At 72.7% G+C, this 26,569-nt stretch carries 24 protein-coding genes; 9 read left to right on the forward strand and 15 right to left on the reverse strand.

The annotated features are described in order from the left end of the window. Positions 1-6: 6 nt before the first annotated feature. The gene (locus AB0I79_RS27790) at positions 7-414 is read left to right on the forward strand and encodes a DoxX family protein (protein ID WP_357878405.1); all 408 of its coding nucleotides are present in this window, start codon (positions 7-9) and stop codon (positions 412-414) included. Positions 415-490: 76 nt separating this feature from the next. Continuing rightward, positions 491-961, forward strand: a complete 471-nt coding sequence (locus tag AB0I79_RS27795; protein WP_357878408.1) for a DUF1579 family protein — start codon at positions 491-493, stop codon at positions 959-961. Positions 962-1,017: 56 nt separating this feature from the next. Here the strand turns inward: AB0I79_RS27795 and AB0I79_RS27800 are convergent, their stop codons facing one another. Then, positions 1,018-2,298 (reverse strand): acyltransferase, encoded by a 1,281-nt coding sequence (locus tag AB0I79_RS27800; protein WP_357878411.1) that lies wholly within the window; start codon positions 2,296-2,298, stop codon positions 1,018-1,020. Positions 2,299-2,480: 182 nt separating this feature from the next. Between AB0I79_RS27800 and AB0I79_RS27805 the strand changes: the two genes are divergently transcribed. Both AB0I79_RS27805 and AB0I79_RS27810 read left to right on the forward strand, forming a co-directional pair. After that, the gene (locus AB0I79_RS27805; protein ID WP_357878414.1) at positions 2,481-3,266 is read left to right on the forward strand and encodes a tryptophan 2,3-dioxygenase family protein; all 786 of its coding nucleotides are present in this window, start codon (positions 2,481-2,483) and stop codon (positions 3,264-3,266) included. Then, positions 3,266-4,462 (forward strand): kynureninase, encoded by a 1,197-nt coding sequence (locus tag AB0I79_RS27810; RefSeq protein ID WP_357879035.1) that lies wholly within the window; start codon positions 3,266-3,268, stop codon positions 4,460-4,462. The genes AB0I79_RS27805 and AB0I79_RS27810 overlap by 1 nt, the downstream gene beginning before the upstream one ends. 43 nt (positions 4,463-4,505) lie before the next feature. On the opposite strand, the gene AB0I79_RS27815 is transcribed toward AB0I79_RS27810, so the two are convergent. The 3 genes from AB0I79_RS27815 to AB0I79_RS27825 are packed head-to-tail and all read right to left on the reverse strand — an operon-like array spanning position 4,506 to position 7,515. Next, positions 4,506-6,071 (reverse strand): CoA-transferase, encoded by a 1,566-nt coding sequence (locus AB0I79_RS27815; protein ID WP_357878417.1) that lies wholly within the window; start codon positions 6,069-6,071, stop codon positions 4,506-4,508. An 8-nt stretch (positions 6,072-6,079) separates the two neighbouring features. Next, complete coding sequence (locus AB0I79_RS27820; protein WP_357878420.1) at positions 6,080-6,826, reverse strand: enoyl-CoA hydratase/isomerase family protein; 747 nt, start codon at positions 6,824-6,826, stop codon at positions 6,080-6,082. After that, positions 6,823-7,515 carry an FkbM family methyltransferase gene (locus AB0I79_RS27825; RefSeq protein ID WP_357878423.1) on the reverse strand — a complete coding sequence of 231 codons (693 nt, stop codon included), beginning with the start codon at positions 7,513-7,515 and terminating at the stop codon, positions 6,823-6,825. The genes AB0I79_RS27820 and AB0I79_RS27825 overlap by 4 nt, the downstream gene beginning before the upstream one ends. A 164-nt stretch (positions 7,516-7,679) precedes the next feature. Here AB0I79_RS27825 and AB0I79_RS27830 point away from each other — a divergent pair, with 164 nt between their 5' ends. After that, positions 7,680-8,552, forward strand: coding sequence for an arylamine N-acetyltransferase (locus tag AB0I79_RS27830; protein ID WP_357878426.1), 873 nt, complete (start codon positions 7,680-7,682; stop codon positions 8,550-8,552). A gap of 76 nt (positions 8,553-8,628) precedes the next feature. Here the strand turns inward: AB0I79_RS27830 and AB0I79_RS27835 are convergent, their stop codons facing one another. After that, positions 8,629-10,011 carry a cytochrome P450 gene (locus AB0I79_RS27835; protein ID WP_357878429.1) on the reverse strand — a complete coding sequence of 461 codons (1,383 nt, stop codon included), beginning with the start codon at positions 10,009-10,011 and terminating at the stop codon, positions 8,629-8,631. Further along, positions 10,008-11,000, reverse strand: coding sequence for a methyltransferase (locus AB0I79_RS27840; protein WP_357878432.1), 993 nt, complete (start codon positions 10,998-11,000; stop codon positions 10,008-10,010). The genes AB0I79_RS27835 and AB0I79_RS27840 overlap by 4 nt, the downstream gene beginning before the upstream one ends. A gap of 136 nt (positions 11,001-11,136) precedes the next feature. Here AB0I79_RS27840 and AB0I79_RS27845 point away from each other — a divergent pair, with 136 nt between their 5' ends. Together AB0I79_RS27845 and AB0I79_RS27850 are read left to right on the forward strand one after the other, a co-directional pair. Beyond that, positions 11,137-12,666, forward strand: a complete 1,530-nt coding sequence (locus tag AB0I79_RS27845) for a 4-hydroxyphenylacetate 3-hydroxylase N-terminal domain-containing protein (RefSeq protein WP_357878435.1) — start codon at positions 11,137-11,139, stop codon at positions 12,664-12,666. A gap of 14 nt (positions 12,667-12,680) precedes the next feature. Continuing rightward, positions 12,681-13,823 carry an epoxide hydrolase family protein gene (locus tag AB0I79_RS27850; protein WP_357878437.1) on the forward strand — a complete coding sequence of 381 codons (1,143 nt, stop codon included), beginning with the start codon at positions 12,681-12,683 and terminating at the stop codon, positions 13,821-13,823. A gap of 52 nt (positions 13,824-13,875) precedes the next feature. On the opposite strand, the gene AB0I79_RS27855 is transcribed toward AB0I79_RS27850, so the two are convergent. From AB0I79_RS27855 to AB0I79_RS27865, 3 genes are read right to left on the reverse strand one after another with little or no spacing between them, the layout of a single operon-like run. Beyond that, positions 13,876-15,237 carry an FAD-dependent oxidoreductase gene (locus AB0I79_RS27855; protein WP_357879038.1) on the reverse strand — a complete coding sequence of 454 codons (1,362 nt, stop codon included), beginning with the start codon at positions 15,235-15,237 and terminating at the stop codon, positions 13,876-13,878. A gap of 1 nt (position 15,238) precedes the next feature. Beyond that, positions 15,239-15,643, reverse strand: coding sequence for an SgcJ/EcaC family oxidoreductase (locus tag AB0I79_RS27860; protein ID WP_253744941.1), 405 nt, complete (start codon positions 15,641-15,643; stop codon positions 15,239-15,241). Positions 15,644-15,663: 20 nt separating this feature from the next. Next, positions 15,664-16,845, reverse strand: a complete 1,182-nt coding sequence (locus AB0I79_RS27865; RefSeq protein WP_357878440.1) for an acyl-CoA dehydrogenase family protein — start codon at positions 16,843-16,845, stop codon at positions 15,664-15,666. A 166-nt stretch (positions 16,846-17,011) separates the two neighbouring features. On the opposite strand from AB0I79_RS27865, the gene AB0I79_RS27870 reads away from it, so the two are divergent. Continuing rightward, a complete protein-coding gene (locus AB0I79_RS27870) occupies positions 17,012-18,214 on the forward strand; it encodes an acyl-CoA dehydrogenase family protein (RefSeq protein ID WP_357878443.1) in 1,203 nt (400 codons plus the stop codon). A gap of 263 nt (positions 18,215-18,477) precedes the next feature. Here the strand turns inward: AB0I79_RS27870 and AB0I79_RS27875 are convergent, their stop codons facing one another. The 4 genes from AB0I79_RS27875 to AB0I79_RS27890 form a co-directional block, all read right to left on the reverse strand. Then, positions 18,478-20,031 carry an MFS transporter gene (locus tag AB0I79_RS27875; protein ID WP_357878446.1) on the reverse strand — a complete coding sequence of 518 codons (1,554 nt, stop codon included), beginning with the start codon at positions 20,029-20,031 and terminating at the stop codon, positions 18,478-18,480. A 25-nt stretch (positions 20,032-20,056) separates the two neighbouring features. Continuing rightward, positions 20,057-21,112, reverse strand: a complete 1,056-nt coding sequence (locus AB0I79_RS27880) for a glucose-1-phosphate thymidylyltransferase (RefSeq protein ID WP_357878449.1) — start codon at positions 21,110-21,112, stop codon at positions 20,057-20,059. A gap of 80 nt (positions 21,113-21,192) precedes the next feature. Continuing rightward, complete coding sequence (locus AB0I79_RS27885) at positions 21,193-21,972, reverse strand: thioesterase domain-containing protein (RefSeq protein WP_357878452.1); 780 nt, start codon at positions 21,970-21,972, stop codon at positions 21,193-21,195. A 120-nt stretch (positions 21,973-22,092) separates the two neighbouring features. Further along, positions 22,093-22,866, reverse strand: coding sequence for an alpha/beta hydrolase (locus tag AB0I79_RS27890; RefSeq protein WP_357878455.1), 774 nt, complete (start codon positions 22,864-22,866; stop codon positions 22,093-22,095). 224 nt (positions 22,867-23,090) lie between these two features. Between AB0I79_RS27890 and AB0I79_RS27895 the strand changes: the two genes are divergently transcribed. Next, positions 23,091-23,399 carry a hypothetical protein gene (locus AB0I79_RS27895; RefSeq protein ID WP_357878458.1) on the forward strand — a complete coding sequence of 103 codons (309 nt, stop codon included), beginning with the start codon at positions 23,091-23,093 and terminating at the stop codon, positions 23,397-23,399. 320 nt (positions 23,400-23,719) lie between these two features. Here the strand turns inward: AB0I79_RS27895 and AB0I79_RS27900 are convergent, their stop codons facing one another. Together AB0I79_RS27900 and AB0I79_RS27905 are read right to left on the reverse strand one after the other, a co-directional pair. Then, positions 23,720-25,033, reverse strand: coding sequence for a cation:proton antiporter (locus tag AB0I79_RS27900; RefSeq protein ID WP_357878462.1), 1,314 nt, complete (start codon positions 25,031-25,033; stop codon positions 23,720-23,722). A gap of 77 nt (positions 25,034-25,110) precedes the next feature. Then, positions 25,111-26,565: an AMP-binding protein gene (locus AB0I79_RS27905; RefSeq protein WP_357878465.1), complete on the reverse strand. Its 1,455-nt coding sequence runs from the start codon at positions 26,563-26,565 to the stop codon at positions 25,111-25,113. Positions 26,566-26,569: the final 4 nt, after the last annotated feature.

The raw sequence follows: 26,569 nt of genomic DNA on the forward strand, positions 1-26,569 counted from the left end.
GACTGGATGAGCACCACAGAAAGCATCACCGCGGCGCAGAAGAAGACAGGCCGCGGCAAGAACATCGCCCTCTGGGTCGCCCAGGTTCTCCTGGCGTACCAGATCGGGCTGGGCGGCGTACTGAAACTCATCGGCGACCCCACGATGGTCGGCATGTTCGAGGCCATCGGCGCCGGCCAGTGGTTCAGGTACGTGGTCGCCGTCATCGAGATCGCCGCCGCGATCGGCCTGCTGATCCCGCGCCTGACCGGCGTCGCCGCCCTCGGGCTCGTCGGGCTGCTGGTCTGCGCGGCCGGCACGAACGCGTTCGTCCTCGGCGGCCCGCCGATCATCGAGGCCGTCCTGCTCGTCATCGCCGGCCTGGTCGTCTGGGGCCGCTGGTCCCGCGTCAAGGCGTTCTTCGGCGCCAAGTGAGCTCCTGACGCCCGGTACGCGACGCGGCGTACCGGGCGTCACCCTGTCCGGCAGAAGACCGATGTCTGGAGGAAACATGACAGAGACCGTCGCAGAGACCGTCACCGACAACCCGCAGAACCAGATGCCCACCCCCGACCCCGCGCTCAAGGCCCTGGAGCCGCTCGTCGGCGCCTGGGAGATGACCGGCAAGGACCTCAACTCCGGCGACCCCCTGGGCGGGCGGCTGACCTTCGAGTGGATGGAGGGCGGCTTCTTCCTGGTCCAGCACCACGAGATGGACCACGGGCACGGCACGATGAAGGGCGTGGAGTACATCGGCTACGAGGCCGAGAGCCAGGCGCTGCGCTCGCGGTACTTCGACAGCACGGGCAACGCCTTCACCTACACCTGGAAGCTCCAGGACGGCGACCTCAGCATCTGGTTCGGCGAGGAGGGCTCCCCCGCCGGCTTCACCGGCACGCTCAGCGCGGACGGCGCCACCATCTCGGGCCGGTGGGCATGGCCGGGCGGCGGCTACGAGGCCACGATGACCAAGGTGGGCTGAACACGCGAAGAAGTGGCGGCGGGCCGGGCCCGCCGCCACTTCCGTGTGCCGCGTCTCTAGGCGGGAACCCTGGGCTTCTCCTCCCGCACGGCCGGCTGCCGGCCGGAGGAGACCAGCCGCTCGCGCAGCCGCATCGCGGGCAACTCGACCAGGTAGTAGCTGATCGTGGCGATGAGCACGGTGCCGACCAGCACGACGGCGAGCAGCTCCCAGAAGCCGGCCTTGCCCATCACCGCCGGCATCGGCAGCGGCGCGGCGCCGAAGATGCTGCCGTTCTGCAGCCACAGGTACTGCAGCACGAAGTGCCACAGGTAGACGCCGTAGGAGATGCGCCCGAAGAAGCGCATCGGCCGGTTGGTGAGCACGGCGTCGATGAACGCCGAGCGCACGCCGGGGATGACGACGGGCGCGATGATGAGCAGGGCGAAGATGAGGAACAGCACCATCTCCGCCAGCGCCTCCGGCACGGTGGCGTAGTCGGCCATGCCGGGCTTGCCGAACGGCCTGATGCAGTTGATCACGTACACCACCAGCGCGCCGAGCCAGAACAGCAGCGGGCGGCGCTGTGCCGCGCGGTAGAGGCGCGGCGTGGAGCCGGTGGCCTCCGCGTACGCGGCCAGGATCGCCAGCCCCATGCCGATGGCCAGGAAGCCGGTGAAGCCGATCACCCAGAAGTACTCGTACGGGAACGGGCCCATGAACTCCAGGTGGGTGTAGACGGTCCAGGCCAGGCCCACGAGCACGAAGACGGCGAGCGGCACGATCAGGCGGCGGGCCTTGCCGCCGGGGGTGTCGGCCTTCCTGGCGTACCTGTCGAAGATCCAGGCCAGGATCGGGAGCGCCAGGTAGAAGGTGACCTCGGCGGGGACGGTCCAGGTGGGTTCGAGGCCCGCGTATCCCAGCTCGGGGCCGGGCACGTAGTTGTGCATGAGCAGCAGCGGGCTGAGGACGTACCAGATGCCGTCCACGCTCTTGGCGTTGAGCAGCAGCAGCGCCGCCACGGCCACCAGCCAGTAGGCCGGCAGGATGCGCAGCATGCGCTTGATGAGGTAGCCCCCGATGGCCGGGCGGGGCGTGCCGACGATGGTCGCTCTGGCGAACGGCCGGTACAGCAGCAGTCCGGACATCACGAAGAAGGGCGGCAGCAGCACGTTGAATCCCTGGACCAGGACGGCCCAGATGCTGTCGGCGGGCTTGTCGTAGAAGCCGATGACGCCGGCGGCGAAGGCGACGTGCACGATGATCACGCCGAGCGCCAGATATCCGCGCAAGCCGTCGAGCCGTGGCGCGCGTTTCCCGCCGCCACCGCTGTTGCTGATGATTTCCGGTGATGTCATGGCATGCTTCCTCGCAGTCCGTTCGCTGATGGGACCTGGCGTTATCGTCACGCCGCGCTCTTCATGGGCGCATCTCGTGGCGTGCTGAATTCGGGTGAATGGCAGGAAGCGGTCGATTCCGCGCAGGTAGCTGCTGCGTACCGGCATGGTGCCGGCTTTCGCGAAGGCGCACCGTTATGCACATGACGGAAAAAACTGTTCTCACGTATTCCTCGTACTTGGCGCTCGACGAAATTCTCGGGGCGCAGCGGCCGGTCTCCGACAGCCATGACGAGACGTTGTTCATCGTCATCCACCAGGTGTACGAGCTGTGGTTCAAACAGACGTTGCACGAGATGGCGGAGCTGCAGCTGGAGCTGGCGGGCGGGTTCACCGCGCACGCCATGCGGACCCTGCACCGGCTGCTGCGGATACTGAAGCTGGCGGCGGCCCAGATGGACGTGCTGGAGACGATGACGCCCGGCCAGTTCTCCGCGTTCCGCGGCAAGCTCGGCACCAGCAGCGGCTTCCAGTCGGCGCAGTTCAGGGAGATCGAGGCGGTGCTCGGGCGGCGCGACGAGCGCGTCCTGCTCGGCCAGCCGGAAGGCAGCCCGGCACGTGACAGGATCGCGGCCGCGATGGCCAGGCCGTCCCTGTACGACTCCCTGCTCACCTACCTCTACCTGCGCGGCTACGAGGTGCCCAAGGACAAGCTGTACAGGGACGTGACCGAGCAGCTCGGACCGTCGCAGGACCTGCAGGAGCTGCTGCTGCGCGTCTACCAGGACGACACCGGGGCCGCGCAGCTGTGCGAGCGCATGGTGGACCTGGACGAGTGCGTCCAGGAGTGGCGTTACCGGCACCTGAAGATGGTGGAGCGGACGATCGGCGCCCGGCCGGGCACCGGCGGATCCAGCGGCGGCCACTACCTCATGAGCTCGCTGGCCCCCTGCTTCCCCGACCTGTGGGCGGTCAGGAGCGCGATGTGATGGACCAGTCCGCGCGGCTCGCGCCGCACTACTCCCGCTTCCGCGTCACCGAGCGGCTGCTGCTCACCGGCCACTCCCACCAGGCCTGGCCGGACGTGGCGCTGGCCGGGCAGATCGACGCGTTCATGGACGCGGCCAGGGACGCCGACGGCAAGTGGGCGCTGGCGTTCAAGCAGGCCGACCGGGTCAGGGACGGGCTGCGCCGCTTCCTCGGCGACCCGCACGCGCAGCTCGCGCTCGGCGCCAGCACGCACGACCTGGTGCTGCGCTTCCTGTCCGCGCTCGACCTGCGGCGCCGCCCCCGGCTGGTCACCTCCGACGGGGAGTTCCACACGCTGCGCAGGCAGCTCGCCCGGCTGGCCGAGGAAGGGGTGGAGGTGACCGTGGTGCCCGCGCGGCCCGCGGACACGCTCGCCGCGCGGCTGGCCGGCGCGGTGGACGGCGGGACCGCGGCGGTGCTGGTCTCCGCGGTGCTGTTCGAGGACGCCCGGATCGTGCCCGGGCTGGACGCGCTGGCCGGGACGTGCCTGCGCCACGGCGCGGAGCTGCTGGTGGACGCCTACCACGCGCTCGGCGTGGTGCCCTTCAGCACCGCGGGCATCGAGGAGGCCTGGGTGGTCGGCGGCGGGTACAAGTACCTGCAGCTCGGCGAGGGCAACTGCTTCCTGCGGCTGCCCGGCCACGCCGACCGGCTGCGGCCGGTGATCACCGGGTGGTTCTCCGAGTTCGGCGAGCTGGCGGGCGAGCCGCTTCCTGGCGGCCCGGTCGTGTACCCTCCGGGCGCGCCGCGGTTCGCGGGCGCCACCTACGACCCGACCAGCCACTACCGTGCCGCGCGGGTCTTCGACTTCTTCACCGGGCACGGGCTGACGCCGGAGTTCCTGCGGGCGGTCTCGCTGCGCCAGGTGGGGCTGCTGGCCGCCCGGTTCGACGCGCTGGACGTGCCCGAGCACCTCGTGACCAGGGACAGGACGGGGCGGGCCGAGGACTTCGGCGGGTTCCTGGCGTTGCGGTCGCCGTACGCCGGGCGGCTGCGTGCCGGTCTCGCGGCGCGCGGCGTGCAGGCGGACAGCCGGGGGGACCACCTGCGGCTCGGTCCCGCGCCGTACCTGTCGGACGAGCAGCTGGAGCGGGCGGCGGAGCTGCTGGCCGGGGAGATCCGCGAGCTCGTGCGCGCGGCCGGCCGGCGGCCATGAACCCGCCTCACGGACGGAACAGGGCGGCGGCCATGAACCCGCCTCACGGACGGAACAGGGCGGCGTCCATGAGCGTGACGTCGCGCGCCCGCCTGACGGGGAAGCCGACGTGCGCGAGCACGTCGCGCTCGACGTCCACGCCCGGGGCGACCTCGGCCAGCACCAGCCCGTCCGCGGTGACGTCGAAGACCGCCCGCTCGGTGACCACCAGGGCCGACTGGCCGGCGGCCACCCCCTCGCGCAGCCGGTACGTCACGTGGTCCACCCGGGGCACGAACTTGGCCACCCGGCCCTCCTCCAGGATCCGCAGGCGGCCGCCCGCGCAGTCCGCCCTGAGCCCGCCGGTGGTCATGGTGCCGGCGAAGACCAGGCGGGCGGCGCCGTGAGCGATGTCCACGAAGCCGCCGGCGCCGGGGTTGGCCGCGCCGAAGCGGCTGACGTTCACCCGGCCGAGCGCGTCGAGCTGCGCGAAGGCCAGCGCGGCGAACGGGCAGCCGCCCCCGTCGATGAAGTCGAACTGGGCGGGCCCGTCGAGCAGCGCGCGCGGCGCGTAGTTCGCGGAGAACTGCCAGCCGCTCATCACGATGCCGCCGAAGGAGCCGTGCTCGGTGGTGAACAGGTAGTCGTTCAGGCCGTCGCCGTCCAGCGCGCCGTCCTCCGCCATGACGAGCACGGTGTCCGAGGAGGCGCCGAACCCGAAGATCGAGGTCTCCCCCTTGCGCACCTCCCTGGCCACCCGGCGCGCGATGACCTTGTCGGGCCCGGCCGGCAGCCGGGGCACGCGCGCGACCGCGCCGGGCACGTGACCCAGGTAGCCGGGGTCGTCGCGGACGCCGGTGCCGGTGGGCGCGTCGGGCACCACGACGACCCGGTCGACGAGCGAGCCGGGCACGCGTACCTCGCGCGCCGGCCGCTCCCCCGGCGCCACCAGCCGCGACACCTGCGCGATCACGGTGCCGCCGCAGGCCTTGACCGCCAGGGCGATCGCCAGCGCGCTGGACAGCAGCGGCTGGTCCTCGAACGACAGGTTGCCGTCCGGGTCGGCGCTGCCCGCGCGGATCAGGCCCACGTCCAGCGGCCAGGTCGGGTACCACAGGTACTCCTGGCCGCCCAGCTCCACGAGCTCGACCAGGTCGTCGGCGGCCAGGCGGGTGAACTTGCCGCCGCCGTGCCGCGGGTCGGCGTACGTGCCGAGGCCGACGCGCGTCAGGTAGCCGGGGCCGCGCCTGGCCACCTCGCGCAGCCAGTGCATGGTGGCGCCCATCGGCCAGGTGTAGGCCTCGACGAGGTCGTTCTGGATCAGCTCCGTCAGCGCGGGCCGCGCGCCCGTCTCCGGGTGGCGCGGGTTGATGAACGAGCCCGACACGATGCGGCGCATCAGGCCCTTCACCGCCACGTGGTCCATGCCGCGGATGCCCACGCCGTCACCGGTGGCGCAGGGGAAGTAGAAGGTCAGGTCGCGGGGCGCGCCGCCGGCCCGGTAGCGCTCGCCGAGCGCGGCCAGTAGGGCGTCGGGCGTGAGCCAGCCGATGACTCCGGTGCTCGCGACGGCCTGGCCGTCGCCGATGAGCGCCACCGCCTGCGCCGCGTCGCACACCTTACCGATCATGGAGTGCCTCACACAGGTGTACGGAATCGTGCCAGGCTGCGCCGGGCGGCCTCGGAGCCGCAGTCCGCGCCGAACATCCAGGCGGTACGCGCGTCCAGGGTCTCCGCGCGCTCGGCGACGGCGTCGGCCAGCGCGCGCTTGGCCGAGGCGACCGCGTGCGCGGGCAGCCGCGCCAGCCCGGCGGCCACCTCCAGGGCGCGGGCCAGCGCCTGCCCGGGGGCGGTCAGCTCGTCGGCGGCGCCCAGCGCGTACAGCTCGCCGCCGGTGAGCGGGCGCTCGCCCCACACCAGGCGCCTGGCGGTCACGGGCCCCACCCTGGAGACCAGGCTCTGGACGCCCCACGGCGGCACCCAGCCGAGGCCGACCTCGGGCAGGTGCCAGCGCGCGTCCCCGGCCGTGACGACGAGGTCGCAGCCGGTGGCCAGCAGGAAGCCGCCGCCCATGGCGAAGCCCTCGACCGCGGCGATCACCGGGATGCCCAGGTGCTGGATGTCCCTGGCCAGCCGACCCGTGGCGGCCTCGTGCCGCACCATGGCCGCGCCGCTCATGCGGGACAGCTCCTTCAGGTCGGAGCCCGCGCAGAACCCCGGCGGCGTGCCTGTCAGCACGGCCACGCGCACGCCGGGGTCGTCGTCCAGGTCGGCGAGCGCGGCGCCGAGCGACTCCACCAGCTCGGCGCCGAGCGCGTTACGCACGTGCGGCCGGTCCAGCCGCAGGACGGCCACCCCGTCGCCGTGCTCCCGCAGCAGGCTCATCCGCGCGCCGGCTCGGAGGCCGGCCGCTCGGGGGCCAGCCAGGCCACGTCCACGACGTCGGGACGCTCGTGCGCCCACGAGGCCACCGCGCGCCAGCCGTGCCCGGTCATGTGGGCGGCGATGCTGTCCAGCGTCGAGCCGCCGCTGTAGCGGGCCGACACGCTGCCCTCGATCACCGCCAGCCGCAGCCTGCCCAGGTCGGTGCCCTCCAGGACGTCCAGCTCGGCGCCCTGGGCGTCCACCACCAGCACGTTGCAGCCGTGCTGCACCTCGCTGACGGGGATGACCGGCACGCTCACCTGGCGCACGACGGCCATCGGCTGCAACGGCTCCAGCATGCTGGACTGCTTGTCATAGGGGGTGATGTTCAGCGTGGCCCGGCCGCGCTTGCGGCCCGCCGCCGCGGCCACCACCACGCGCGGCAGCTGGCCGTCCGCGGGCTCCGGCAGCCCCGCGGCCAGATGGTGCACGCGCAACTGCTCGCGCAGCGCCGACAGATGATCGAGGTTCGGCTCCATCATGACCAGGCGGCGGAACCCGCACGCCGTGAACGCCGACACCTCCTGCCCCCGGTGCGCGCCCACCTGCACCACGCCCTGTGCCGGCACCCCCACCTGTCCGAGCAGGCCGGGCAGGTGCTCCTCCCACCGGGCGGTCATCTGCTCCCGAACGATCACCTGGTTGCGCATCTGCTCGTCTCCTCCCGGTGGATGGCTCAGGCCAGTGTCATCGTCGATCACGCCCGGAGCCCGCCGCATCTTGCGTATTGCGCGGTACGGGCAGCATTCCGCGAGATGCGGCCGGGCTCCTCAGCCGCGCACGATGGAGGAACTCGACCGAGGGAGGAGGAGCCATGCGGCGACCCCACGACCGTGACCTGAACACGTACCTGGACCGGCTGGAGATCCGCGACCCCGGCGAGCCGTCGCTCGACGCGTTGCGCGCGCTGCATCGCGCGCACGTCGAACGGGTGCCGTACGAGACGCTGGAGGTCCAGCTCGGCCGGAGGATCACCCTGGATCCGCGCGAGTCGATCGACAGGATCCTGCGCGGGCGCGGCGGGTACTGCGTCCAGCTCAACGGCGCGTTCGCCACGCTGCTGACCGCCCTGGGGTACGAGGTCACCTGGCATCGCGCCGGCGTGCAGGCCGGCAGGCGGGCCCCGGCGAGCGGCGTCTCCTTCGCGCCGCATCTGGCGCTGAGCGTCACGCTGGAAGGACGGTCCTGGCTGGTCGACATCGGGCTGGGCGACGGGCTGCTGGAGCCGCTGCCGCTGCGCGAGGGCACCTACCGGCAGGGGCCGTTCGAGTTCCGGCTGTCGGCGTCGGCCGTGGAGCCCGGCGGGTGGCGGTTCGACCACGATCCGCGCGGGTCGATCGCCGGGCTCGACATGGAGACCGAGCCCGCCACGGCGGTGGACTTCGTGGAGTGGCATCCGTACCTGTGCACCTCGCCCGAGTCGCGGCTGGTGCGTGCCGCCGTCGTGCTGCGGCGCGACGCCACCGGCGCGGACGCGCTGGTGGGGTGCATGTTGCGGCGGGTGAGCGGTGCGGGGACGAGCGAGGTGGAGCTCGCCACCCAGGCGGAGTGGTACGACGCGCTCAGCTCGGTGTTCGGGCTGCACCTGGGGGATGTCAACGCCAAGGACCGGGCCGCGCTGTGGGCGAAGGTGCGCGGGGCGCACGAGGCCTGGCAGCAGCGCAAGGCGGCTGTGGCGCTCGCCTGAGCGGTGTTCTCCCGGCCCGCCCCTCGTAGCAGGGGCGGGCCGGGAGGCGTTGCGGGGCGGGCTCAGGAGACGGTGATCAGGAGACGGTGATCAGGAAGCGGCGCAGGCCGCGGCCGACCCAGCGGTCCCGGTGGTCGGGCGGCTCGGCGGCGGCCAGCGCGGGGAACCTGCGCAGCAGCAGCGGGAGCGCGATCCTGGCCTCCATGCGCGACAGCGGCGCCCCCAGGCAGAAGTGCGGCCCCGCGCCGAAGCTGAGCGGCTGGATGTCCGGCCGGTCGGGGTCGAAGCGGGTGGGGTCGGGGAAACGGCGCGGATCCCGGTTGCCGGCCCCCAGCATGAGCACCACCTTCGTCCCGCCCTCCAGCGGCGTGCCCAGGAGCTCCATGCCCGTCCCCGCCCACCTGCTGGTGGCCTGGACGGGCGTCTCGTAGCGCAGGACCTCCTCGACGTACGCGGTGGCCCGCTCCGGGTCGGCGCGCAGGCGCGCGGCCTGGCTCGGGTGCTCGAAGACCAGCCTGAGGCCGTGCCCGAGCAGGAAGCTGGTGGTCTCGAAGCCGGCGGTCAGCAGCAGCATCAGGTTGCCGACCAGCTCGTCATGGCCGAGCCCGGCGCCGCCGCCGTCGTGCGCGCGCACCAGCGCGGTCAGCATGTCGTCGGCGGGATGGCGGCGCCGGTGCTCGATGAGGTCGCCGAAGTAGCCGGCCAGCTCGTCCATCGCCTGGTCGGCCGCGCCGAGCCTGCCGACGTTGGTGATGCCTTCCAGGGCGATCGTCAGGTCGGAGGCCATCGCGCGGAACCACTGCTGGTCGTCCTCGGCGACGCCGATCAGCGCGCTGATGACCGCGATCGGCAGCCTGGAGGCGAACTCGGCGACGTAGTCCACCGGGGCGCCGCCCGCGCCGAGATCCGCCAGCCTGTCCAGCAGGCGGTGCACCATCCGCTCGACCGACTCGCGCATGGCCGACACGCGCGCGGGCGTGAAGCCGCTGCTGACCAGCCGGCGCATGCGCGCGTGGTCGGGCGGGTTGCGGTAGAGCATGGAGTCGGTGTAGCCGCGCAGCGACGCGTGCGAGCGCCAGCGCGGGTAGATCACGTCGTAGCTGGCCGCGTCCTGGACGCGGAGCCGGTTGTCCCGCAGCGCGCGGGAGATCTCGGCGTACCCGACGACGACGGTGAGGCCCGGCCGTACCGGGATCACCGGGCCGTGGGCGCGCAGCGCCTCGTAGAGCGGGTACGGGTCCCGGCGGCCCGCGCGCGACACCAGCGCCGCCACCGCCTCACCCGGCACCATGCCGGTCACGCCGTCAGCGCCCGCCAGGCCTGCCACGCCGGCAACGCCAGCCGTGTCCGCCGTGCCCGCCACGTCCGCAACGCCAGCCGTGCCCGCCACGCCCGCAGCGCCCGCATTCCCCGCCGCGCTCATCTCCTCGACCGTGCTCATCTCCTCGACCGTGCTCATGAGCGGGCCGCCAGGCGCACGATCTTCAGCGTGTCCGCGGGATGCACCGAAGCGATCTCCAAGCCGGCGTCGTGAGCCAGCGGGCGCAGGTCGCCGATGCCGCGCTCCCTGCCGCCGTAGTACACGAGCATGCGCAGGTCCATGCCGGTACGCGGGGACTCCCCGTCGGGGCCGAAGTCCTCGACCACGAACACCGAGCCGCCCGGCCGCACCGCCTCGGCACAGCGCGCCAGGATGGCGCGGGCGTCGTCGTCGCTCCAGTCGTGCAGGATCCACGACAGCAGGTACCCGTCGGCGCCCTGCGGCAGCGGGTCGAAGAAGCTGCCTCCCACGGCGCGGCCGCGCTCCGACAGGCCGGCCGACTCCAGCGCCGCCTGCGCGGCACGCGCGGTCTCCGGCTGGTCGAGCACCGTGCCGCGAAGGGCGGGGAAGGCGGTGAGCAACGCGATGAGCAGCGACCCGTCGCCGCCGCCGACGTCCACGAGGTGGCCGAGCGTGCCCCAGTCGTAGCCGGCCACGATGGCCGGCGCCCTGGCGGGCATCTCGGCCGCCATGCGCGCGTCGAAGGCGGCCGAGCGTGCCGGGTCGGCGGCGAGGTCGTCCCAGAAGGAGCGGCCGAACTGCCGGGGGAAGGCCGCCTCACCCGTGCGGACGCTGTGCAGCAGGTGCGCGAACGACAGCTCGGCCCGCCCCTCCCATCCTTCGAGGTCGAGCATGGCCCGCATGCCGGCCGGATGGTCCTCGCGCAGCTCCTCGCCCAGGGGGGCCAGCGTGTAGGCCCCCGCGGGGTCCCTGCGGAACACCCCCCTGGCGGCCAGGTACCGCATGAGCCGTTCCAGCGCGCCGGGGTCCGCGCCCACCGCGCCGGCCAGCTCCTTGCCGGTGACCGGCCCCTCGGCCAGCCGGTCGGCGATCCTCAGCGTCGCGGCCACCCGGAGGGCCATCGGAGTTCCCAGATGGGCCAGCGCCCACAGCCGTTGCTCGCTCACGCGGCCATCGTCACACCGGCGCCCGCGGGCCGGCACCTCCCAGAGTGCCGCAACAGCGCACGGCGTGAGATGGCCGGGCCGGGCCCGGATGCCAGGCTGGAGGGGCGCAAACGCCGCCTGGAGCAGGGAGATGCCGATGCCCGCGACGCGCCCGATGACCGGCAGCGAGTACGTCGAGAGCCTGCGTGACGCCCGCGAGATCTACCTCTACGGTGACCGGGTCAAGGACGTCACCGAGCATCCGGCCTTCCACAACCCGGTGCGGATGACGGCCAGGCTGTACGACGCCCTGCACGACCCGGCGACCCGGGACCAGCTCACCTGCCCCACCGACAGCGGCGGCGAAGGCTACACCCACCACTTCTTCACCACGCCCCGCAGCGTGGAGGACCTGGTGGCCGACCAGCGCGCCATCGCGACCTGGGCCAGGATGAGCTACGGCTGGATGGGCCGCAGCCCCGACTACAAGGCCTCCTTCCTGGGCACGCTGGGCGCCAACGCCGACTTCTACGCGCCGTTCGCCGACAACGCCCGCCGGTGGTACCGCGAGTCGCAGGAGAAGGTCCTGTACTGGAACCACGCGATCGTGCACCCGCCCGTGGACCGCAACCTGCCGCCCGACCAGGTCGGCGACGTGTACGTGCACGTCGAGCGCGAGACCGACGCGGGCTTGGTGGTCAGCGGCGCCAAGGTGGTCGCCACGGGCTCCGCGCTGACCCACTACAACTTCCTGGCCCACTACGGCCTGCCGATCAAGAAGCGCGAGTTCGCCCTGGTGGCCACGGTCCCGATGGACGCGCCGGGGCTCAAGCTGATCTGCCGGCCCTCCTACACGGCGGCCGCCGCGCTGACCGGCAGCCCGTTCGACTACCCGCTCTCCTCCCGGCTGGACGAGAACGACAGCATCCTCGTGCTGGACCAGGTGCTCATCCCGTGGGAGAACGTCTTCATCTACGGCGACCTCGGCAAGGTCCAGCTCTTCACCGGCCGCTCCGGCTTCATCGAGCGTTTCACCTTCCACGGCTGCACGCGCCTGGCGGTCAAGCTGGAGTTCCTGGCGGGCCTGCTGCTGCGCGCCCTGGAGATCACCGGCACCAAGGACTTCCGCGGCGTGCAGAGCCGCGTCGGCGAGGTGCTGGCCTGGCGCAACCTGTTCTGGGCGCTGTCGGACGCCGCCGCCCGCAACCCCGTGCCGTGGAAGAACGGCGCGCTGCTGCCCAACCCGCAGTACGGCATGGCCTACCGCTGGTTCACGCAGATCGGCTACCCGCGGATCAGGGAGATCATCCTGCAGGACGTCGCCAGCGGCCTCATCTACGTCAACTCGGGCGCGGCCGACTTCAAGAACCCCGACATCCGCCCCTACCTGGACAAGTACCTGCGCGGCTCGGACGGTTCCGGGGCCGAGGAGCGGGTCAAGGTGATGAAGCTGCTGTGGGACGCCGTCGGCTCGGAGTTCGGCGGCCGGCACGAGCTGTACGAGCGCAACTACGCCGGCAACCACGAGAACACCAGGATCGAGCTGCTGTTCGGGCAGATGGCCTCCGGCCAGCTCGAAGAGTACGCGGCGTTCGCCGAGCAGTGCCTCAGCGAGTACGACCTGGACGGCTGGACGGTGCCCGACCTGTCCTCGTTCGCCGGGCTACGACAGACAGAGACCCTCTGAGAAAGGGCGGAAGCATGAGGCCGTTTCGCATCGAGATCCCCGACGGCGACCTGCGTGACCTGCATCGCAGGATCGACGACACCCGCTGGCCCGACGAGCTGCCCGGCACCGGCTGGGAGCGCGGCGTGCCGCTGACCTACCTCAAGGAGCTGGCCACCTACTGGCGGCACGACTTCGACTGGCGCGCCGCGGAGGCGGAGCTCAACGGCCATCCCCAGTTCGTCGACGAGATCGACGGCGCCACCGTGCACTTCCTGCACGTCAGGTCGCCGGAGCCGGACGCCGTCCCGCTGCTGCTCACCCACGGCTGGCCGGGCTCGGTGGCGGAGTTCCTGGACGTCATCGGGCCGCTGACCGATCCGCGCGGCCAGGGCCCCGCCTTCCACCTGGTGATCCCGTCCATTCCCGGCTTCGGGTTCTCCGGTCACACCAGGGAGGCCGGGTGGCATCCGTACCGGGTGGCGCTGGCCTGGGCGGAGCTGATGCGGCGCCTGGGCTACGAGCGCTACCTGGTGCAGGGCGGCGACGCCGGCGCGGTGATCTCCCTGGAGCTGGCCAGGCTGGCCCCGGAGTCCGTCATCGGCGCGCACGTCAACATGCTCATGGCCTTCCCCTCCGGCGACCCCGCCGAGCTGGCGGGCCTGTCGCCGTCGGACCAGGGGCGGCTGGCCGGGCTCGCCCGCTTCGACCAGGAGCTGTCCGGCTACATGAAGCTGCAGTCCACCCGCCCGCAGACACTGGCCTACGCGCTGACGGACTCGCCGGTCGGGCAGCTCGCCTGGATCGTGGAGAAGTTCCGCGACTGGACGGACTCCGGCCAGGTGCCCGAGGACGCCGTCGCCAGGGACCGCATGCTGACGAACGTGTCGATCTACTGGCTGACCGCGACCGCCGGCTCGTCGGCCCGGTTCTACTACGAGGGCGCGGCGGGGCTGCGGCAGGCGGCCGAGGGTCACCGGCCGCCGCCGATCACCGTGCCCGTCGGGGTGGCGGTCTTCCCCCGGGACATCTTCGTCCCCGTCCGCAGGCTCGCCGACCGGGACATCCCGACCATCACGCACTGGACCGAGTTCGACCGCGGCGGGCACTTCGCCGCGCTGGAGCAGCCGGAGCTGCTGGTGGGCGACGTCAGGACGTTCGCGCGTTCGCTCGCGTGACACATCGGAAGGCGCCGGCGGCACAACCGCCGGCGCCTTCTCGTGTGTCCCGTCAGCCTCTCAGCACCGGGAGCGGCTGGACGGTCTCCTCGCCGGTGGCGGGCCTGCCGTTGGCCAGGACCCGCAGCATCAGGCCTGGACGCATGAGCGCCTGCGGCGGGTCGACGAGCCCGGCCACCCGCATGAAGGCGGCGGTGACCGCGCCGTCGCGGGCCGCCGCGGCGTGCAGCCGGCCCATGTAGGCGTTGGCGAGCCGTACCTTCAGCGTGCGCGGCCCCTGCACGCCGGGGAAGGCCAGGTCGGCGCCCGCGGAGATCTCCCACGGCACGTCGATGACGCGGGAGATGTCCTTGAAGAACGGGCGCCACCGGGGCTCGGTGCCCTGGCGCAGGTGCTGGCGCAGGATGACGGACTCCATGGCGGCCACGGTCATGCCCTGGCCGTACACGGGGTTGAAGCTGCACGCGCCGTCGCCGAGCACCAGCAGGCCGTCGGGGAAGCCGGCCAGCCGCTCGTAGCGGCGCCGCACGCTGGCGGGGAAGGTGAAGGTGACACCGTCGTCCAGCGGTTCCGCGTCCCGGATCGCCTCGTAGACGTCCGGGACGGGCAGGGACTTGGCGAAGGCCAGGAAGCCGTCGTAGTCGGCCGGCGGGTGGTCGCCGAGTATGCCGGTGAGCGAGAGCATGCTCACGTCGCCGGGCAGCTTGGGGAAGAAGGCGCCGCGCGGGTTGGCCGGGGAGGCCACCGGGTTGATCGACAGGTCGTCGCCGTACGGGTCGCAGCGCAGCCGGAAGTGGCGGGTGGTGTAGGCCAGGCCGATCTTCACCCGGTCCTCTTCCGGCCGGTCGTAGCCGAGCTCCCGCAGCCACGCGGGCGTGCGCGAGCCCCGGCCGGTCGCGTCGATCAGCAGGTCGGAGGCCAGGTGCTCCTCGTCGCCTTCGCTGTTGCGCACCCGCACGCCGGTGACGCGGGCGCCCGAGGTGGTGGGGCCGAGGATGTCGGTACGCTCCAGGAAGCGCACGTTGTCCAGTGCCGCCACCCTGAGCCTGACCTGCTCCTCCAGGACGGGTCTCGTGGCCGACACGCTGACCAGCCCGCTGGGCGCCTGCCGCAGCCTGCGGCCGTTGAAGTACCAGCGCAGCCGGGTGGCCATGTCGCCCGCGGGCACGCCCGCGTCGATGAGCTGCCGGGTGAGGCCGGGGAACAGCTCGTCGAGTATCTGCTGGCCGCGGGCCAGCAGGGCGTGCGCGTGGCAGCCGTGGGGGACGCCCCTGCGCGGGCCGCTCGCCCCTGTCAGCGTGTCCCTGTCGATCACCAGGACCTCGGTGTAGAACTCCGACAGCACGCGGGCCGACAGCAGGCCCGCCATGCCGCCGCCGAGCACCACCGCGCGGTCCCCGACGTGGCCAGCCATCTCAGTCACGCGGGCTGTTCTGGTAGGCGGCCAGCCGCCACTGCCCGTCCTGGCGCACGACGAGCCAGGACGCGCGGATGGCGCGCTCGGCCGGGACCTCGCTCTCCCCGGGGGCGAGCACGCCGCCCTGGGTGATCAGGACGCCGCAGTCGTCGTTGAAGAAGCGCACGTCGATGGGCGTTCCGGTGACCCTGGTGCCCTGGTAGGGGCCGGCGAAGGCGGCGGTCATGAACGCGCGGATCTCCTCGCGTCCCTTGCGGTACTGGCCGGGGAGGATCATCGAGCCGTCCTCGGTGAAGACCGCGGCGAAGGCGTCGGCGTCGTGCGCGGCCCAGGCCTCGATCACACGCTGCGGCAGCGCGGCCACGGCGGCCTGGTCGGGGGCGTGTGCGGGTGCGGTGGTCATGGTGTCTCCTCCAGGCGTGTTCAGATGTAGAGCGTGTCGGGCTCGAGGCCGCACAGGATGCGCCCGTACAGCTCGGTGTTGGTGTTCGGGTGCATGAGCGCGTGCTGGTTGACCGCGTGGACGTCGCGGGCGATCCGCTGGATCGGGACGTCGCTGTAGATGGACGAGCCGCCGCTCGCGGTCGCCAGGATGTCCACGGCCTCCTTGCCGAGCCTGCACACGGCGCCCAGGTCGGCGCGGGCGCGCACCCGCTCCTCGACGCTCCACGCGGCGCCCCGCTCGCCCTTGTCGTCGACGGTCGCGGCCAGGCGCCCGGCGTGGAACCCGGCCTGGTCGATCTTGAACGTGGACTCGGCGACCTGCAGGTGGGTCAGCGGCGCGGCGCTCTGGCTCTCGTAGCCGGTGTAGGTGATCTTCCGCTGGGGCAGCCGCTCGAAGAACGCCTGCCTGGCGGCCTCGGCCAGGCCGAGCACGGTGCCGACCGAGGAGGCGGAGGCCACGGGCAGCAGCGGCTGCCGGTAGATCGGCGAGCCGGCGTTGGCCCCGTCGGCGTGCGCGCCCTCCAGGATGGCGCCGAGCGGCATGACCCGCTCGGCGGGGACGAACAGGTCCTGCGCCACGGTGCTGACGCTGCCCGTGCCGCGCAGGCCGGAGGTGTGCCAGTCGTCGATGACGATCAGGTCCGACATCGGGACCAGCGCCATGATCGGCTCGGGTGGCGCGTCCTCGCTGACGATGACGGCCACGATCTCCTGCCAGTGGCTGTGGTGCGCGCCGCTGACGAAGCCCCACTTGCCGTTGACGACGATGCCGCCGTCCGTGCGGGTGGCCATGGCGGTCGGGCTGAGCGTGCCGCAGATGCGCACGTCCGGCGTGGCGAACACCTCGTCCTGGACCGCCTCGGGGAAGTGGCAGGCCATCCAGGTGGGGATCCAGTAGACGGAGGCGACCCAGGCGGTGGAGCCGTCCGCCCTGCCCAGCTCGGTGGCCACCTCGACCAGCGTCCGGGTGTCCGCCTCGTGACCGCCGTAACGGCGTGGCGTCCTCAGCCTGAACACGCCCGCGTCTGCCATTGCTGCTATCGACTCCTCATGGAGCCTGCGGTTCTCCTCCGCCCATGCCGCGTGCCCGCGCAGGACGGGCACGATCTCCGAGGCGCGGTGAACCAGGTCTTCCCGCGCCGGAGCATCGGTCACCAACACGATGTCCTCCCAGACGTCAGTCGAGGAACTGCCCACCTGAACGTCCCATTTGGACGTTGACGTGCGCATCTCCTGACGTGCGTGATTGCGTGGCACGCCAGGAGATGCGGGGCGGGCGGATGCGGGCGACGCTGGGGAAAAACCCGAGACGAAGGGTTCGCGCAGCATGACAGCCGTCACTCATGCCCCCGGAGCTCCGCCCGAGCCCGCTCTCACCCCCGACGAGATCGTCGCGCGCGCGGAGGCCATGGTGCCCGCCCTGGTCGCGCGCCAGGCCGAGACGGAACAGCGCACCTACTACGCGCGGGACACCCACGAGGCCTTCGCGCGGGCCGGCTTCTACCGCATCCTGGTGCCGCGCCGCTTCGGCGGCTACGAGTTCGGCGTGGAGACGTTCCTGCGCGTGTCGATGACGCTCGCGCGGGGATGCCCCTCGACCGGATGGATGTACTCGCTCGGAACGGCGCACGCGCTCGCGGTCGCCACCCTGTTCGGCGAGCGGGCGCAGGCCGAGCTGTTCGCCACCGGCGACTTCGTCTGCCCCGCCACCGTGGCGCCCAGCGGCGCCGCGACGCGCGGCCAGGACGGCCAGTGGATCCTCGACGGGACCTGGAACTACTGCTCGGGCGCCCCCTACGCCACCCACTTCATGGGTCACGTGGTGGTCGACGGCGCGCCCATGCTGTTCGTGGCGCCGCGCGACCGGTGGCGCCGGCTGGACGACTGGGGCAACCAGCTCGGCCTCAAGGGCAGCGGCTCGCACAGCGTCGTCTTCGAGCACGCCTCGATCCCCGGGCACTACACGCTGCCCCTGCACCTGAGCCAGACGTCGGTGGCCGGCGGCACGCCGGGCCTGTCCCTGCACGGCAACCCGGAGTACGGCGGCGGCCCGCTCAGCTTCATGCTGCTGGACAGCGCCACCGTCATGCTGGGCATGGCCAAGGGCGCGCTGGACGCCTACGAGGAGCTGATGCGGGTCAGGACGACCGTGTTCCCGCCGTTCTCGCTGCGGGCCGAGGACCCGGACTACCAGTTCTGGTACGGCGAGGCCGCCGGGCTCCTGGCCACGGCGGAGGCGGCGTGGTCGGACGCGATCAGGCAGTGGCAGCGGGCCTGCGTCCAGGGCGCGTTCACCAGGGAGCGCGACCTGCGGATCGCCACGATCAGCAGGGAGATCGCCCGGCTGTCGTGGCGCGCGGTGGAGCGCTGCCTGTTCCCCACCGCGGGGTCCAGCGCGGTACGCAACGGGGAGCGGATCGAGCGGATCTGGCGGGACATGTCCACGCTGCACAGCCACGCCGGCTTCGCCATCTTCCTGTCCACGGTGGCCAACCGGGAGCTGGCCCGCGCCCACTTCGGCCTCGGCTGACACCGCCCGCGGGCCTCGGCTGACACCGCCCGCGGGCCTCGGCTGACGCGGCCCGCGGAAAGAGGGGTCCGCCCTGCGGGGCGGGCCCCTTCTCCTTGTGCGCTCATCCGGCCGGTGCGGTCACCCGGCGAGAGCGGGTCCCCGCTCCCGGCCGGTCACCCGGCGCAAGCGGGTCCCTGCTCCCGGCCCGGTCACTCGGCGCAAGCGGGTCCCTGCTCCCGCCCCGGGCACTCGGCGCAAGCGGGTCCCTGCTCCCGGCCCGGTCACTTGGCCAGGGCGGGCTCCTGCTCCTGCCCCTGCTCCGGCTCCGGGTGGTGGTGGCCCGCGAAGGGCGCCAGGTGGCGCAGCTGGGTCAGGGCCAGCAGCGCGAGCCCGGCGAACAGGACGGCGTTGACCGCGCCGACCACGTGCAGGCCCGTGGTGAAGGCCGCGCGCGCGGCGTCCAGCAGGTCCGCGGCCTGGGCGGCGGGCAGCCCCGACGCCGCGCCGACGGCGCCGTTGATGCTGTCACCGGCCGCCGCCGGCGCGCCCGCCGGCAGGACCAGCTCGCTGCGGTAGACGGCGGTGCCGAGCGTGCCCAGCGTCGCGATGCCGAGCGCCACGCCGAACTCGCCGCCGGTGGCCACCATGGACGCGGCCGAGCCGGCCTTCTCCGGCGGGCTGCTGGCCATGGCCACCTGGTTGACCAGCCCGCCCACGGGGCCGACGCCGAAGTAGCACACGGACAGGAAGACGATCAGCAGGGTCACGGCGCCGACCGCGACCTGGGTGATCAGGAGCTGGCCGAGCACGGCGATGAGCATGCCGCCGCCCAGCACGTACGCGGGCCGCACCTTGGCGGCCACCCGCGGCGTGAGGTTGATGGAGACGATCAGCACGAGGGAGGGGATCAGCAGCCACAGCCCCGCGACCAGCGGGGACAGCCCCTCCACGGTCTGCAGGAACAGGGCGACCTCCATCCCGGTGCCCGTCTGCAGCGAGCCGCACAACATCCCGATCAGCACCGCGGCGGTGAAGGCCCGGTGGCGGAACAGGCGCAGGTCGAACAGCGGATGCTCCAGTGCCCGCTGCCTGCGTACGAACACCACGCCCACGACCAGCCCGGCGACGATCGCGACCAGCGGTCCCGCCGCCCAGCCGTCCCGCGCCACGGCCTTGAGCCCGTAGATCAGCGGCAGGATCGCGCCCAGGGACAGCACGACGCTGAACAGGTCCAGCCGCCCGCCGCCCGGGTCGCGGAACTCCGGCAGCAGCGGCAGCGCCGCGAGCAGCAGCAGCATCACCGGCACGCCCATCACGAAGACCGAGCCCCACCAGAACCGTTCGAGCAGCGCGCCGCCGACGGCGGGGCCGAGCGCGATGCCGACCATGAACGCGGTCCCCCACACGGCCATGGCCTGCCCGAACTGCTTGGGGTCGCGGAACATGACGCCGATCAGCGACAGCGTGGACGGCAGCAGCGTCGCCCCGGCGATCCCGAGCAGCGCCCTGCACACGATCAGCATCTCGGGGCTGGTGGACATGGCCGCCACCAGGGAGACGACGCCGAAGGCCGCCCCGCCGACCAGCAGCAGCCTGCGCCTGCCGATCCTGTCGCCCAGCGAGCCCATGGTGACCAGGAAGCCCGCGGTCATGAAGCCGTAGATGTCGGTGATCCAGAGCTGCTGCGTGGCGTCCGCGCCCAGATCGACGCTCAGGTGCGGCAACGCCAGGAACAGCACGCTGATGTCCAGCGACACGAGCATGGTGGGCAGGGCCAGCGCGGCCAGCCCCATCCATTCCTTCCGCCCCGCGCGCGGGGCGCCGTCGTGGGTCACGTCCTCACTCCTCATCTCTTGCCGGTCAGGTGGTCAGCTCGATCCGGGTGTGGTCGCCCACCACGAGCCGGTGGTGCGCCTGTGCCGGCGCCACGGTGGTGAACCGTCCGATGAGCGAGCCGCGCAGGCTGGCCTCCTCGATGGAGGCGCCGTGCAGCACGATGGAGTCGGCGATGCGGGTGGCGCGCACCACGCAGCCCGTGCCGATGGAGGTGTTGGGACCGACGTGGCTGTCCACGATGAGGGTGTCCGCGCCGATGATCGCCGGCCCCTCGATCGTGGAGGCGACGATGCGCGCGCCGGGCTCGATGACCACCTCGCCGCGCACCTCGCTGAGCCCGTCGAGGTGGCCGGCGATGCCGCGCGCCTGCGTGGCCAGCATCCTGCGGTTGCAGTCGAGGACGTCGTCCACCCGGCCGGCGTCGGTCCAGTACCCGTCGTACACGCTCGCCCGCACCTCGAGGCGGTGGTCGATCAGCCACTGGACGGCGTCGGTGATCTCCAGCTCGCCGCGCCGTCCCGGCGCGATGCACTCGACGGCCTCGTGGACTGCGGCGGTGAAGAAGTAGACGCCGACCATCACCAGGTCGCTGGCGGGCCGTTCCGGCTTCTCCGTCACGCGCAGGACCGCGCCCGCCGCGTCGAGCTCGGCGACGCCGAACGCCCGGGGGTCGGCTACCCGGCGCACCACGAGCTGCGCGGCGGGGCGCAGGGCGCGGAACTCCTCGGCGATCGGCCCGATCCCGCCTGCCAGCACGCAGTCCCCGAGGTACATGACGAAGTCGTCGTCACCGAGGAAGCCGCGGGCCAGCTTGACGCAGTGGGCCAGCCCCAGCGGCCTGGGCTGGCGGATGTAGGTGACGTGCGCCCCGAACCTCGAGCCGTCGCCGACGACCTCGGCGATCTGCGCCTGCCTGTCGCCGACCACGAGACCGATCTCGGTCACGCCCAGCTCTCGCAGGCTCTCCAGCACGTGCTCAAGGACCGGCTTGTTCGCGATCGGGATGAGCTGCTTCGGCATGGAGTGGCTCAGGGGGCGCATGCGGGTGCCTGACCCGCCGGACAGCACCAGAGCCTTCATGGTGGCCAGAATCCCAACGTCGGGGTCCCGGCAGCATCTCTGACCGTGCTGGATGACAGGTGGTGGCGACCCTCAGCAGGTCAGCTCGCCAGTCCGGCTCTCCGGCCGGCCAGCTCCGCGGCCAGGACGGGGCCGATGACGCTGAGGGGGCCCGGCCGCATCATGTCCACGTGCCGGCAGTCGACGCGGCGCACGTCCAGGCGTCCGTCGACGTGGCGCGCCCAGGCGCGCGGCGTCAGGGTTCCTCTGCTCTCCCTGGCCGCCTCCAGGTGGAGCACGTCGCCGCGGAAGGTGCCGGGCAGCGCCCGGCGTACGGCGGCGCGGGTGCCGAGCGCGGTCTCCACGAGCTCCGCCAGCAGCCGCTCGCTCAGGCCGCTGTCACGGGCCAGGCGCCGCAGCACGGACGCGGCGTCCCCCTCCGGGTCGCCCGGGTGGTGGCGGGCGCCCAGGTCGCTCGCGATCGTGCGGGCGAGGTCCAGCCTGTCGCACTCGGGGTCCGCCGGCTGCGTGTCCTGCCCCGTGCTCGGGAAGGAGTCGAGCAGCGCCAGGAAGCCGACGTCCGCCCCCTCCCGCTGCAGCCCGCAGGCCACCGCGTGCGCGATGCTGCCACCCGCCGACCAGCCCATGAGCTGGTACGGCCCGTCCGGCCGCACCGTGCGGATCCGGGCGATGTAGCCGGCCACCATCGCGGCCAGGTCGCGTGCGGGCGGCCGCCACGCCTGCAGGCAGTAGAGGGGACGCCGGCCCAGGTAGGGCACCAGGCCCGCATAGCACCAGCCGAGCCCCGACAGCGGATGGACGCAGAACAGCGGCACTCCGGAGCCGGTCGTCCGCAGCGGCAGCAGCACATCGGTGTCCATGAGCGGCCAGTGTGCGCCCGCCCCGCCGCCCACGCACCTTCGTCCGTGCGCCGCCGCTCCCGCGCCGTCCCCACGCGTCCCCATGCGTGCGCCGCCACTCCCTCGCCATTCCCCCACCGCTCACGCGTCCTCATGCGTACGCCGCCGCTCCCCCGCCGCCCCGGGCACGGCGGCGGCGCCGTCCGCGATCCTGGCCAGCAGGTCGGCCAGCGGGCCCGGCGTGGAGATCATCGGCCAGTGCCCGGTGTGCAGGGTCTCGAAGTCCCACGTGGGCGCCATGCGCATGGCGGCCACGTCGGGGGCGATCCGGCCGCCCACGTGCTCCATGGAGCAGATGACGTACGTGGCGCGCTGGTCGGCGAGCGGCCGGTTCATCTTGGCGGGGTCGGCCAGGGTGCGTCCCGGGTGGCCCACGAAGCGCCGCGCGAGCGAGTGCGCCTGCCGCGCGGTCAGCCCCTGCCCGTCGCCCACCACGGCGGCGTCGGGGGCCGGCCACCGGCCCGCGTTCTCGGCGATCTGCCTCAGCTCGCTGCCGCGCACCCGCTCGGGGAAGGCGTGCAGCATCGACTTGCCGTCATGCGGCAGGAACCCCTCGATGAACACCGTGTGCGCCACCCGGTCCGGCGCCCGGTCGGCGACCTGGCCGACCACGAGGCCCGAATAGCTGTGCCCGGCCAGCACCACCTCGCGCAGGTCCCGCTCCTCCAGCAAGGCCATGACACGCTCCACGTGGGTCTCCAGCCCCACGTGCGAGACGTCCTCCCCGGCGCCGGCGAGCCCGGGCAAGGTGATGGCCAGCGCGTCGTGGCCGTGCCCACGCAGGCGCTGCTGCACCGCCTCCCAGCACCAGGCTCCCATCCACGGACCGGGCACGAGGACGATCTGTCTCTTCATGGCGCTCTCCATTCACCAACCACGTTCAGGTCACGTCAATGCCTGTCCTCTCACTGTCGGGCCGGCCGGGGCGGCGCTCCATGGAGGCGCGTGGCAGGAAGGTGCAACGCGCCTGCAGCTTGCTGACTCGGTTTTATCTGGTTTGCCGGGCGCCGGGATCGCAAAGTTGGAAGTGCAAGCGAGAACGGCTCCGAAAAACAAATGACTGAGAAAGAGGCAGCGAAATGACGAACTCCATTCTTTCCCCGCGGATTTCCGGCAGGATTGTCAAGCTTGCGGCGGCTGTTGCGACCTTCGGTGCGGCTTTCGGATTGGGCGCCGGCGCGCTGGACCTGGTTGCGGACCGGGCGGCCGGCTCGGTGCTGGCCGACCCGAACACCTGGCCGGTCCCCGCCGCCAACCCTGGCAACACCTGGCCGAAGGTCGTCGCGGCCACCGACCCCGGCAACACCTGGCCGGTGCCCGCCACCACCCCCGGCAACACTTGGCCGGCCCCTGTCGCCGACCCCGACAACACCTGGCCGTCCGCCTAGAAAGGAGAGCCCCGAAAATTGCGCCGGCCGTTGACGAGGAAAGGAGCGACATAAAACGAACACCACGGAAAGACCCCCGCGGAGGCCGCGGGGGTCTTCGTTTTCGTGTGCGTGGCGCGGGCTGTCACCGGGGGCCGATTTCGCGTGTGGCGAGGCGAGGAAGGAAGGCGGCGACGGCGGCGGTGTCACCGGCGTGCCCGGCGGCCGGTCGCGGCCGGCCTCTCCGTCCGAGCGCATGGCATCATCATGCAGCCGCACACCGCACAGGCGACGGGGACATCGTCCGGGCGTCGCCCGGACGATGTCCCCGTCGCGCGCCGTCACGCCGACGGCTGCCTCTCCCAAGCCCGGTACGCCGTCTCGCGGAGCTCTTCGTCGGCGGTGCGCTCCACCCGGGCCATGGCCAGGCGCAGGATGGGCGGCGCCATGACCGAGGTGACGACGGCCACCAGGATGATCATGGTGTAGACCTCTACGCTCAGGATGCCGAGCCGCAGCCCCACCATCGCCACCACGACCTCGATGACGCCGCGCGCGTTGAGCCCGGCCCCCAGGGCGAGCGCCTCCCACCGGTTGAGCCTGCTCAGCTTGGCGCCCGCGTACACGCCGAGGAACTTGCCCAGGATGGCGATGGCCAGGATCGCCAGCCCGGCCAGCAGCACCGGCGGCTCGCCCAGCGCGGTCAGGTCCATGCGCAGGCCCGCCGTGGCGAAGAAGATGGGGGCGAGCGCGCCGAGCACCACCGTACGCAGCGGCGCGAGCTTGGCGGCGTCCACCTTGCCGGCGCTGCCGATGAGGATGCCCATCACGAACGCGCCGAAGACCGCCTCCAGCCCGAGGGCGTGCGTGGCCGCCCCGGCGAGCACGATGAGCACGACCGTGGTGGCCACCGTGGGCCCGGCCCCCTCCGACCTGGCCGCCAGCCTGAGCGAGCCACGCACCAGCGGCCTGCCGACCGTGAGCGCGAACGCGACGATCGCCACGAGGTAGGCCACGGACGTCAGCACGGTCCCCGCCGACACCGCGTGCACGGCCATGGCGCTGACGATCGACAGCATGACCCAGCCGAACGCGTCGTCGATCATCCCGGCGGTGAGCGAGAGCTGGCCGACGTTGCGGTGGATGAGCTTCATGTCCATCAACGTCTTGGCCAGCACGGGGATGGCGCTGACGCACATGGCCACGCCGAGGAAGAGCGCGAAGACCGTGCTGTCGGCCCCGTCGGGGATCAGGGACCCGGGAACGAGGAACCCGGCCGCGACGCCGAACCCGAGCGGTACCACGAGCCCGCCCACGCTGACTCCCGCCGCCGTCCCCGCGCGCCTGCGGACCAGCCCCATGTCCATGTGCATGCCGGTCAGGCCGACCAGCAGGATCACGCCGATCTGCCCGACCGCGTCGAGCAGGTGGAACTGGCCGGCCCGCGCGGGGAACAGCCACTGCTGGAAGTCCGGCGCGAGATGCGCCAGCAACGACGGCCCCACCAGCACGCCGGCGAGCAGCTCACCGACCACGGAGGGCAGTTTCAAGCGGGTCGCGAGCGAGCCCAGCGCGAGCGCCAGCAGCAGCAACGAGCCGACCTGGAGCAGGAAGATCAGTAATTGGTGGGCGCCGATGGGTGCAACGGGAGTCATGTCTTCTCCTCAGTGTTCAGGACGATCCGGTGGGGAAGGCGGCGCCGCGGTGCGCGGCGCCCGATGAGACGGCCTGATCAGGCGGCGATGCGCTTGCGGTCGACCTTGCCGGTGGAGGTACGCGGGAGCGGGTGCTCGACCAGCCGGATGGCCGAGGGGATGGCCGCCCGCGGCAGCCGGGTCGCGCAGTGCGCGCGCAGGCGCAGGCCCGACAGCCCGCTGCTGTGCGCCTTGCGGACGAAGGCGGTCAGCCGGACCTCTCCCCCGTCGCGTGCCGGCACGACGACGGCCTCGACGACGTCGTCGTGCTCCAGCAGGACGCGCTCGACCTGCTCGGGATTGACGCGGACGCCGCGCACCTTGAGCTGGAAGTCGTCCCGGCCGACCAGGAACAGCCGCCCGTCGGGGTCGCGGCGGACCAGGTCGCCGGTGCGGAAGTAGGCGCGCCCGTCGGCGCCGGTGACGAACCGGGCGGCCGACGTGCCGGGATCTGCGCTCAGGTAACCGGTGGTCTGGAACGGCGTCCGGACCAGGAGCTCGGCGGCCCCCGCCCGCTGCGGGCCGGAGGAGTGCTCGAAGACGGCGACGACGCCGGGCAGCGGCTCGCCGATCGGCAGGGGGCCGGGCGCGGCGGCCTCGGCCGCGTCGAACTCGTGCCAGAAGCTGTCATTGGTCTCGGTGCAGCCGTACACGTTGTAGTAGCGGGCCTTCGGGAACCTCTCCGGCAGCGTGGCGCGGACCGGCGCCGGCGCGTGGTCCCCGGTGACGATGACGTGCCGCACGCGGGGGAACACCCCCTCGCCCAGCAACTGGTACAGCATGGGCACGCCCTGGACCACGGTCACCCGCGAGGCGGCGAAGAAGTCGCGGACGTGCCGCGGGTTGGCTGCCACCGCGGGGTCGACCAGGGCGACGCAGCCGCCGTGCCGCAGCGTGGCCCAGATGTCGAGCAGGCACAGGTCGAAGTTGAGCGGCGCGTAGTTGAGCACCACCTCGCCGGGCCCGAGGCCGAAGGCGTCGCCCGCCCAGTCCGTGAAGCGGGTCACCGCGCCGGAGGAGAGCGGGACCAGTTTCGGCGTCCCGGTCGAGCCGGAGGTGGTCAGGACGAAGGCGGTGTGCGTGGCGGTGACGGGTGCGGGCTGGGGCAGCGGCGGGCCGTCGGAGCCGCCGGCGATGACCCGGGTGACGAGGTCCGGGTGTTCCGCGGCGTGCTCGGCGTCGGTGGCCAGCACCTGCGCGCAGCCGGCCCGCTCGCACAGCTCGCGGAGCGCGACCGGGCCCAGGTCGACCGGCGGGAGCAGCACCGGGCGGCCGGCGGCGAGGCAGCCGAGCACGAGCGCGATCGCCTGTGGTGACTTCTGGGCGAGCACCGCGACGGGGCCGGGGGAAAGGGTGGTCAGCTCCGCCTGGGCGTGCCCGGCGAGCGCGGCGAGCTCGCCGTAGCTGACCGTCCCGGTACGGGTCAGCAGCGCGGGCGCGGCGGGATCGGTCTTCGTCCGAGCGATGAATCCGGAAAGCAGGTCAGATGTCATGAAG

It is taken from the genome of Nonomuraea sp. NPDC050202, assembly GCF_040656115.1.
Taxonomy (GTDB): Bacteria; Actinomycetota; Actinomycetes; order Streptosporangiales; family Streptosporangiaceae; genus Nonomuraea.

What these genes read in the sequence shown, in the direction of transcription:
- AB0I79_RS27790 (WP_357878405.1), top strand. Translation starts at nt 7, where the DNA reads ATGAGCACCACAGAAAGCATCACCGCGGCGCAGAAGAAGACAGGCCGC.
- AB0I79_RS27795 (WP_357878408.1), top strand. Translation starts at nt 491, where the DNA reads ATGACAGAGACCGTCGCAGAGACCGTCACCGACAACCCGCAGAACCAG.
- AB0I79_RS27800 (WP_357878411.1), bottom strand. Translation starts at nt 2,298, where the DNA reads ATGACATCACCGGAAATCATCAGCAACAGCGGTGGCGGCGGGAAACGC.
- AB0I79_RS27805 (WP_357878414.1), top strand. Translation starts at nt 2,481, where the DNA reads ATGACGGAAAAAACTGTTCTCACGTATTCCTCGTACTTGGCGCTCGAC.
- AB0I79_RS27810 (WP_357879035.1), top strand. Translation starts at nt 3,266, where the DNA reads ATGGACCAGTCCGCGCGGCTCGCGCCGCACTACTCCCGCTTCCGCGTC.
- AB0I79_RS27815 (WP_357878417.1), bottom strand. Translation starts at nt 6,071, where the DNA reads ATGATCGGTAAGGTGTGCGACGCGGCGCAGGCGGTGGCGCTCATCGGC.
- AB0I79_RS27820 (WP_357878420.1), bottom strand. Translation starts at nt 6,826, where the DNA reads ATGAGCCTGCTGCGGGAGCACGGCGACGGGGTGGCCGTCCTGCGGCTG.
- AB0I79_RS27825 (WP_357878423.1), bottom strand. Translation starts at nt 7,515, where the DNA reads ATGCGCAACCAGGTGATCGTTCGGGAGCAGATGACCGCCCGGTGGGAG.
- AB0I79_RS27830 (WP_357878426.1), top strand. Translation starts at nt 7,680, where the DNA reads ATGCGGCGACCCCACGACCGTGACCTGAACACGTACCTGGACCGGCTG.
- AB0I79_RS27835 (WP_357878429.1), bottom strand. Translation starts at nt 10,011, where the DNA reads ATGAGCACGGTCGAGGAGATGAGCACGGTCGAGGAGATGAGCGCGGCG.
- AB0I79_RS27845 (WP_357878435.1), top strand. Translation starts at nt 11,137, where the DNA reads ATGCCCGCGACGCGCCCGATGACCGGCAGCGAGTACGTCGAGAGCCTG.
- AB0I79_RS27850 (WP_357878437.1), top strand. Translation starts at nt 12,681, where the DNA reads ATGAGGCCGTTTCGCATCGAGATCCCCGACGGCGACCTGCGTGACCTG.
- AB0I79_RS27855 (WP_357879038.1), bottom strand. Translation starts at nt 15,237, where the DNA reads ATGGCTGGCCACGTCGGGGACCGCGCGGTGGTGCTCGGCGGCGGCATG.
- AB0I79_RS27860 (WP_253744941.1), bottom strand. Translation starts at nt 15,643, where the DNA reads ATGACCACCGCACCCGCACACGCCCCCGACCAGGCCGCCGTGGCCGCG.
- AB0I79_RS27870 (WP_357878443.1), top strand. Translation starts at nt 17,012, where the DNA reads ATGACAGCCGTCACTCATGCCCCCGGAGCTCCGCCCGAGCCCGCTCTC.
- AB0I79_RS27880 (WP_357878449.1), bottom strand. Translation starts at nt 21,112, where the DNA reads ATGAAGGCTCTGGTGCTGTCCGGCGGGTCAGGCACCCGCATGCGCCCC.
- AB0I79_RS27885 (WP_357878452.1), bottom strand. Translation starts at nt 21,972, where the DNA reads ATGGACACCGATGTGCTGCTGCCGCTGCGGACGACCGGCTCCGGAGTG.
- AB0I79_RS27890 (WP_357878455.1), bottom strand. Translation starts at nt 22,866, where the DNA reads ATGAAGAGACAGATCGTCCTCGTGCCCGGTCCGTGGATGGGAGCCTGG.
- AB0I79_RS27895 (WP_357878458.1), top strand. Translation starts at nt 23,091, where the DNA reads ATGACGAACTCCATTCTTTCCCCGCGGATTTCCGGCAGGATTGTCAAG.
- AB0I79_RS27900 (WP_357878462.1), bottom strand. Translation starts at nt 25,033, where the DNA reads ATGACTCCCGTTGCACCCATCGGCGCCCACCAATTACTGATCTTCCTG.
- AB0I79_RS27905 (WP_357878465.1), bottom strand. Translation starts at nt 26,565, where the DNA reads ATGACATCTGACCTGCTTTCCGGATTCATCGCTCGGACGAAGACCGAT.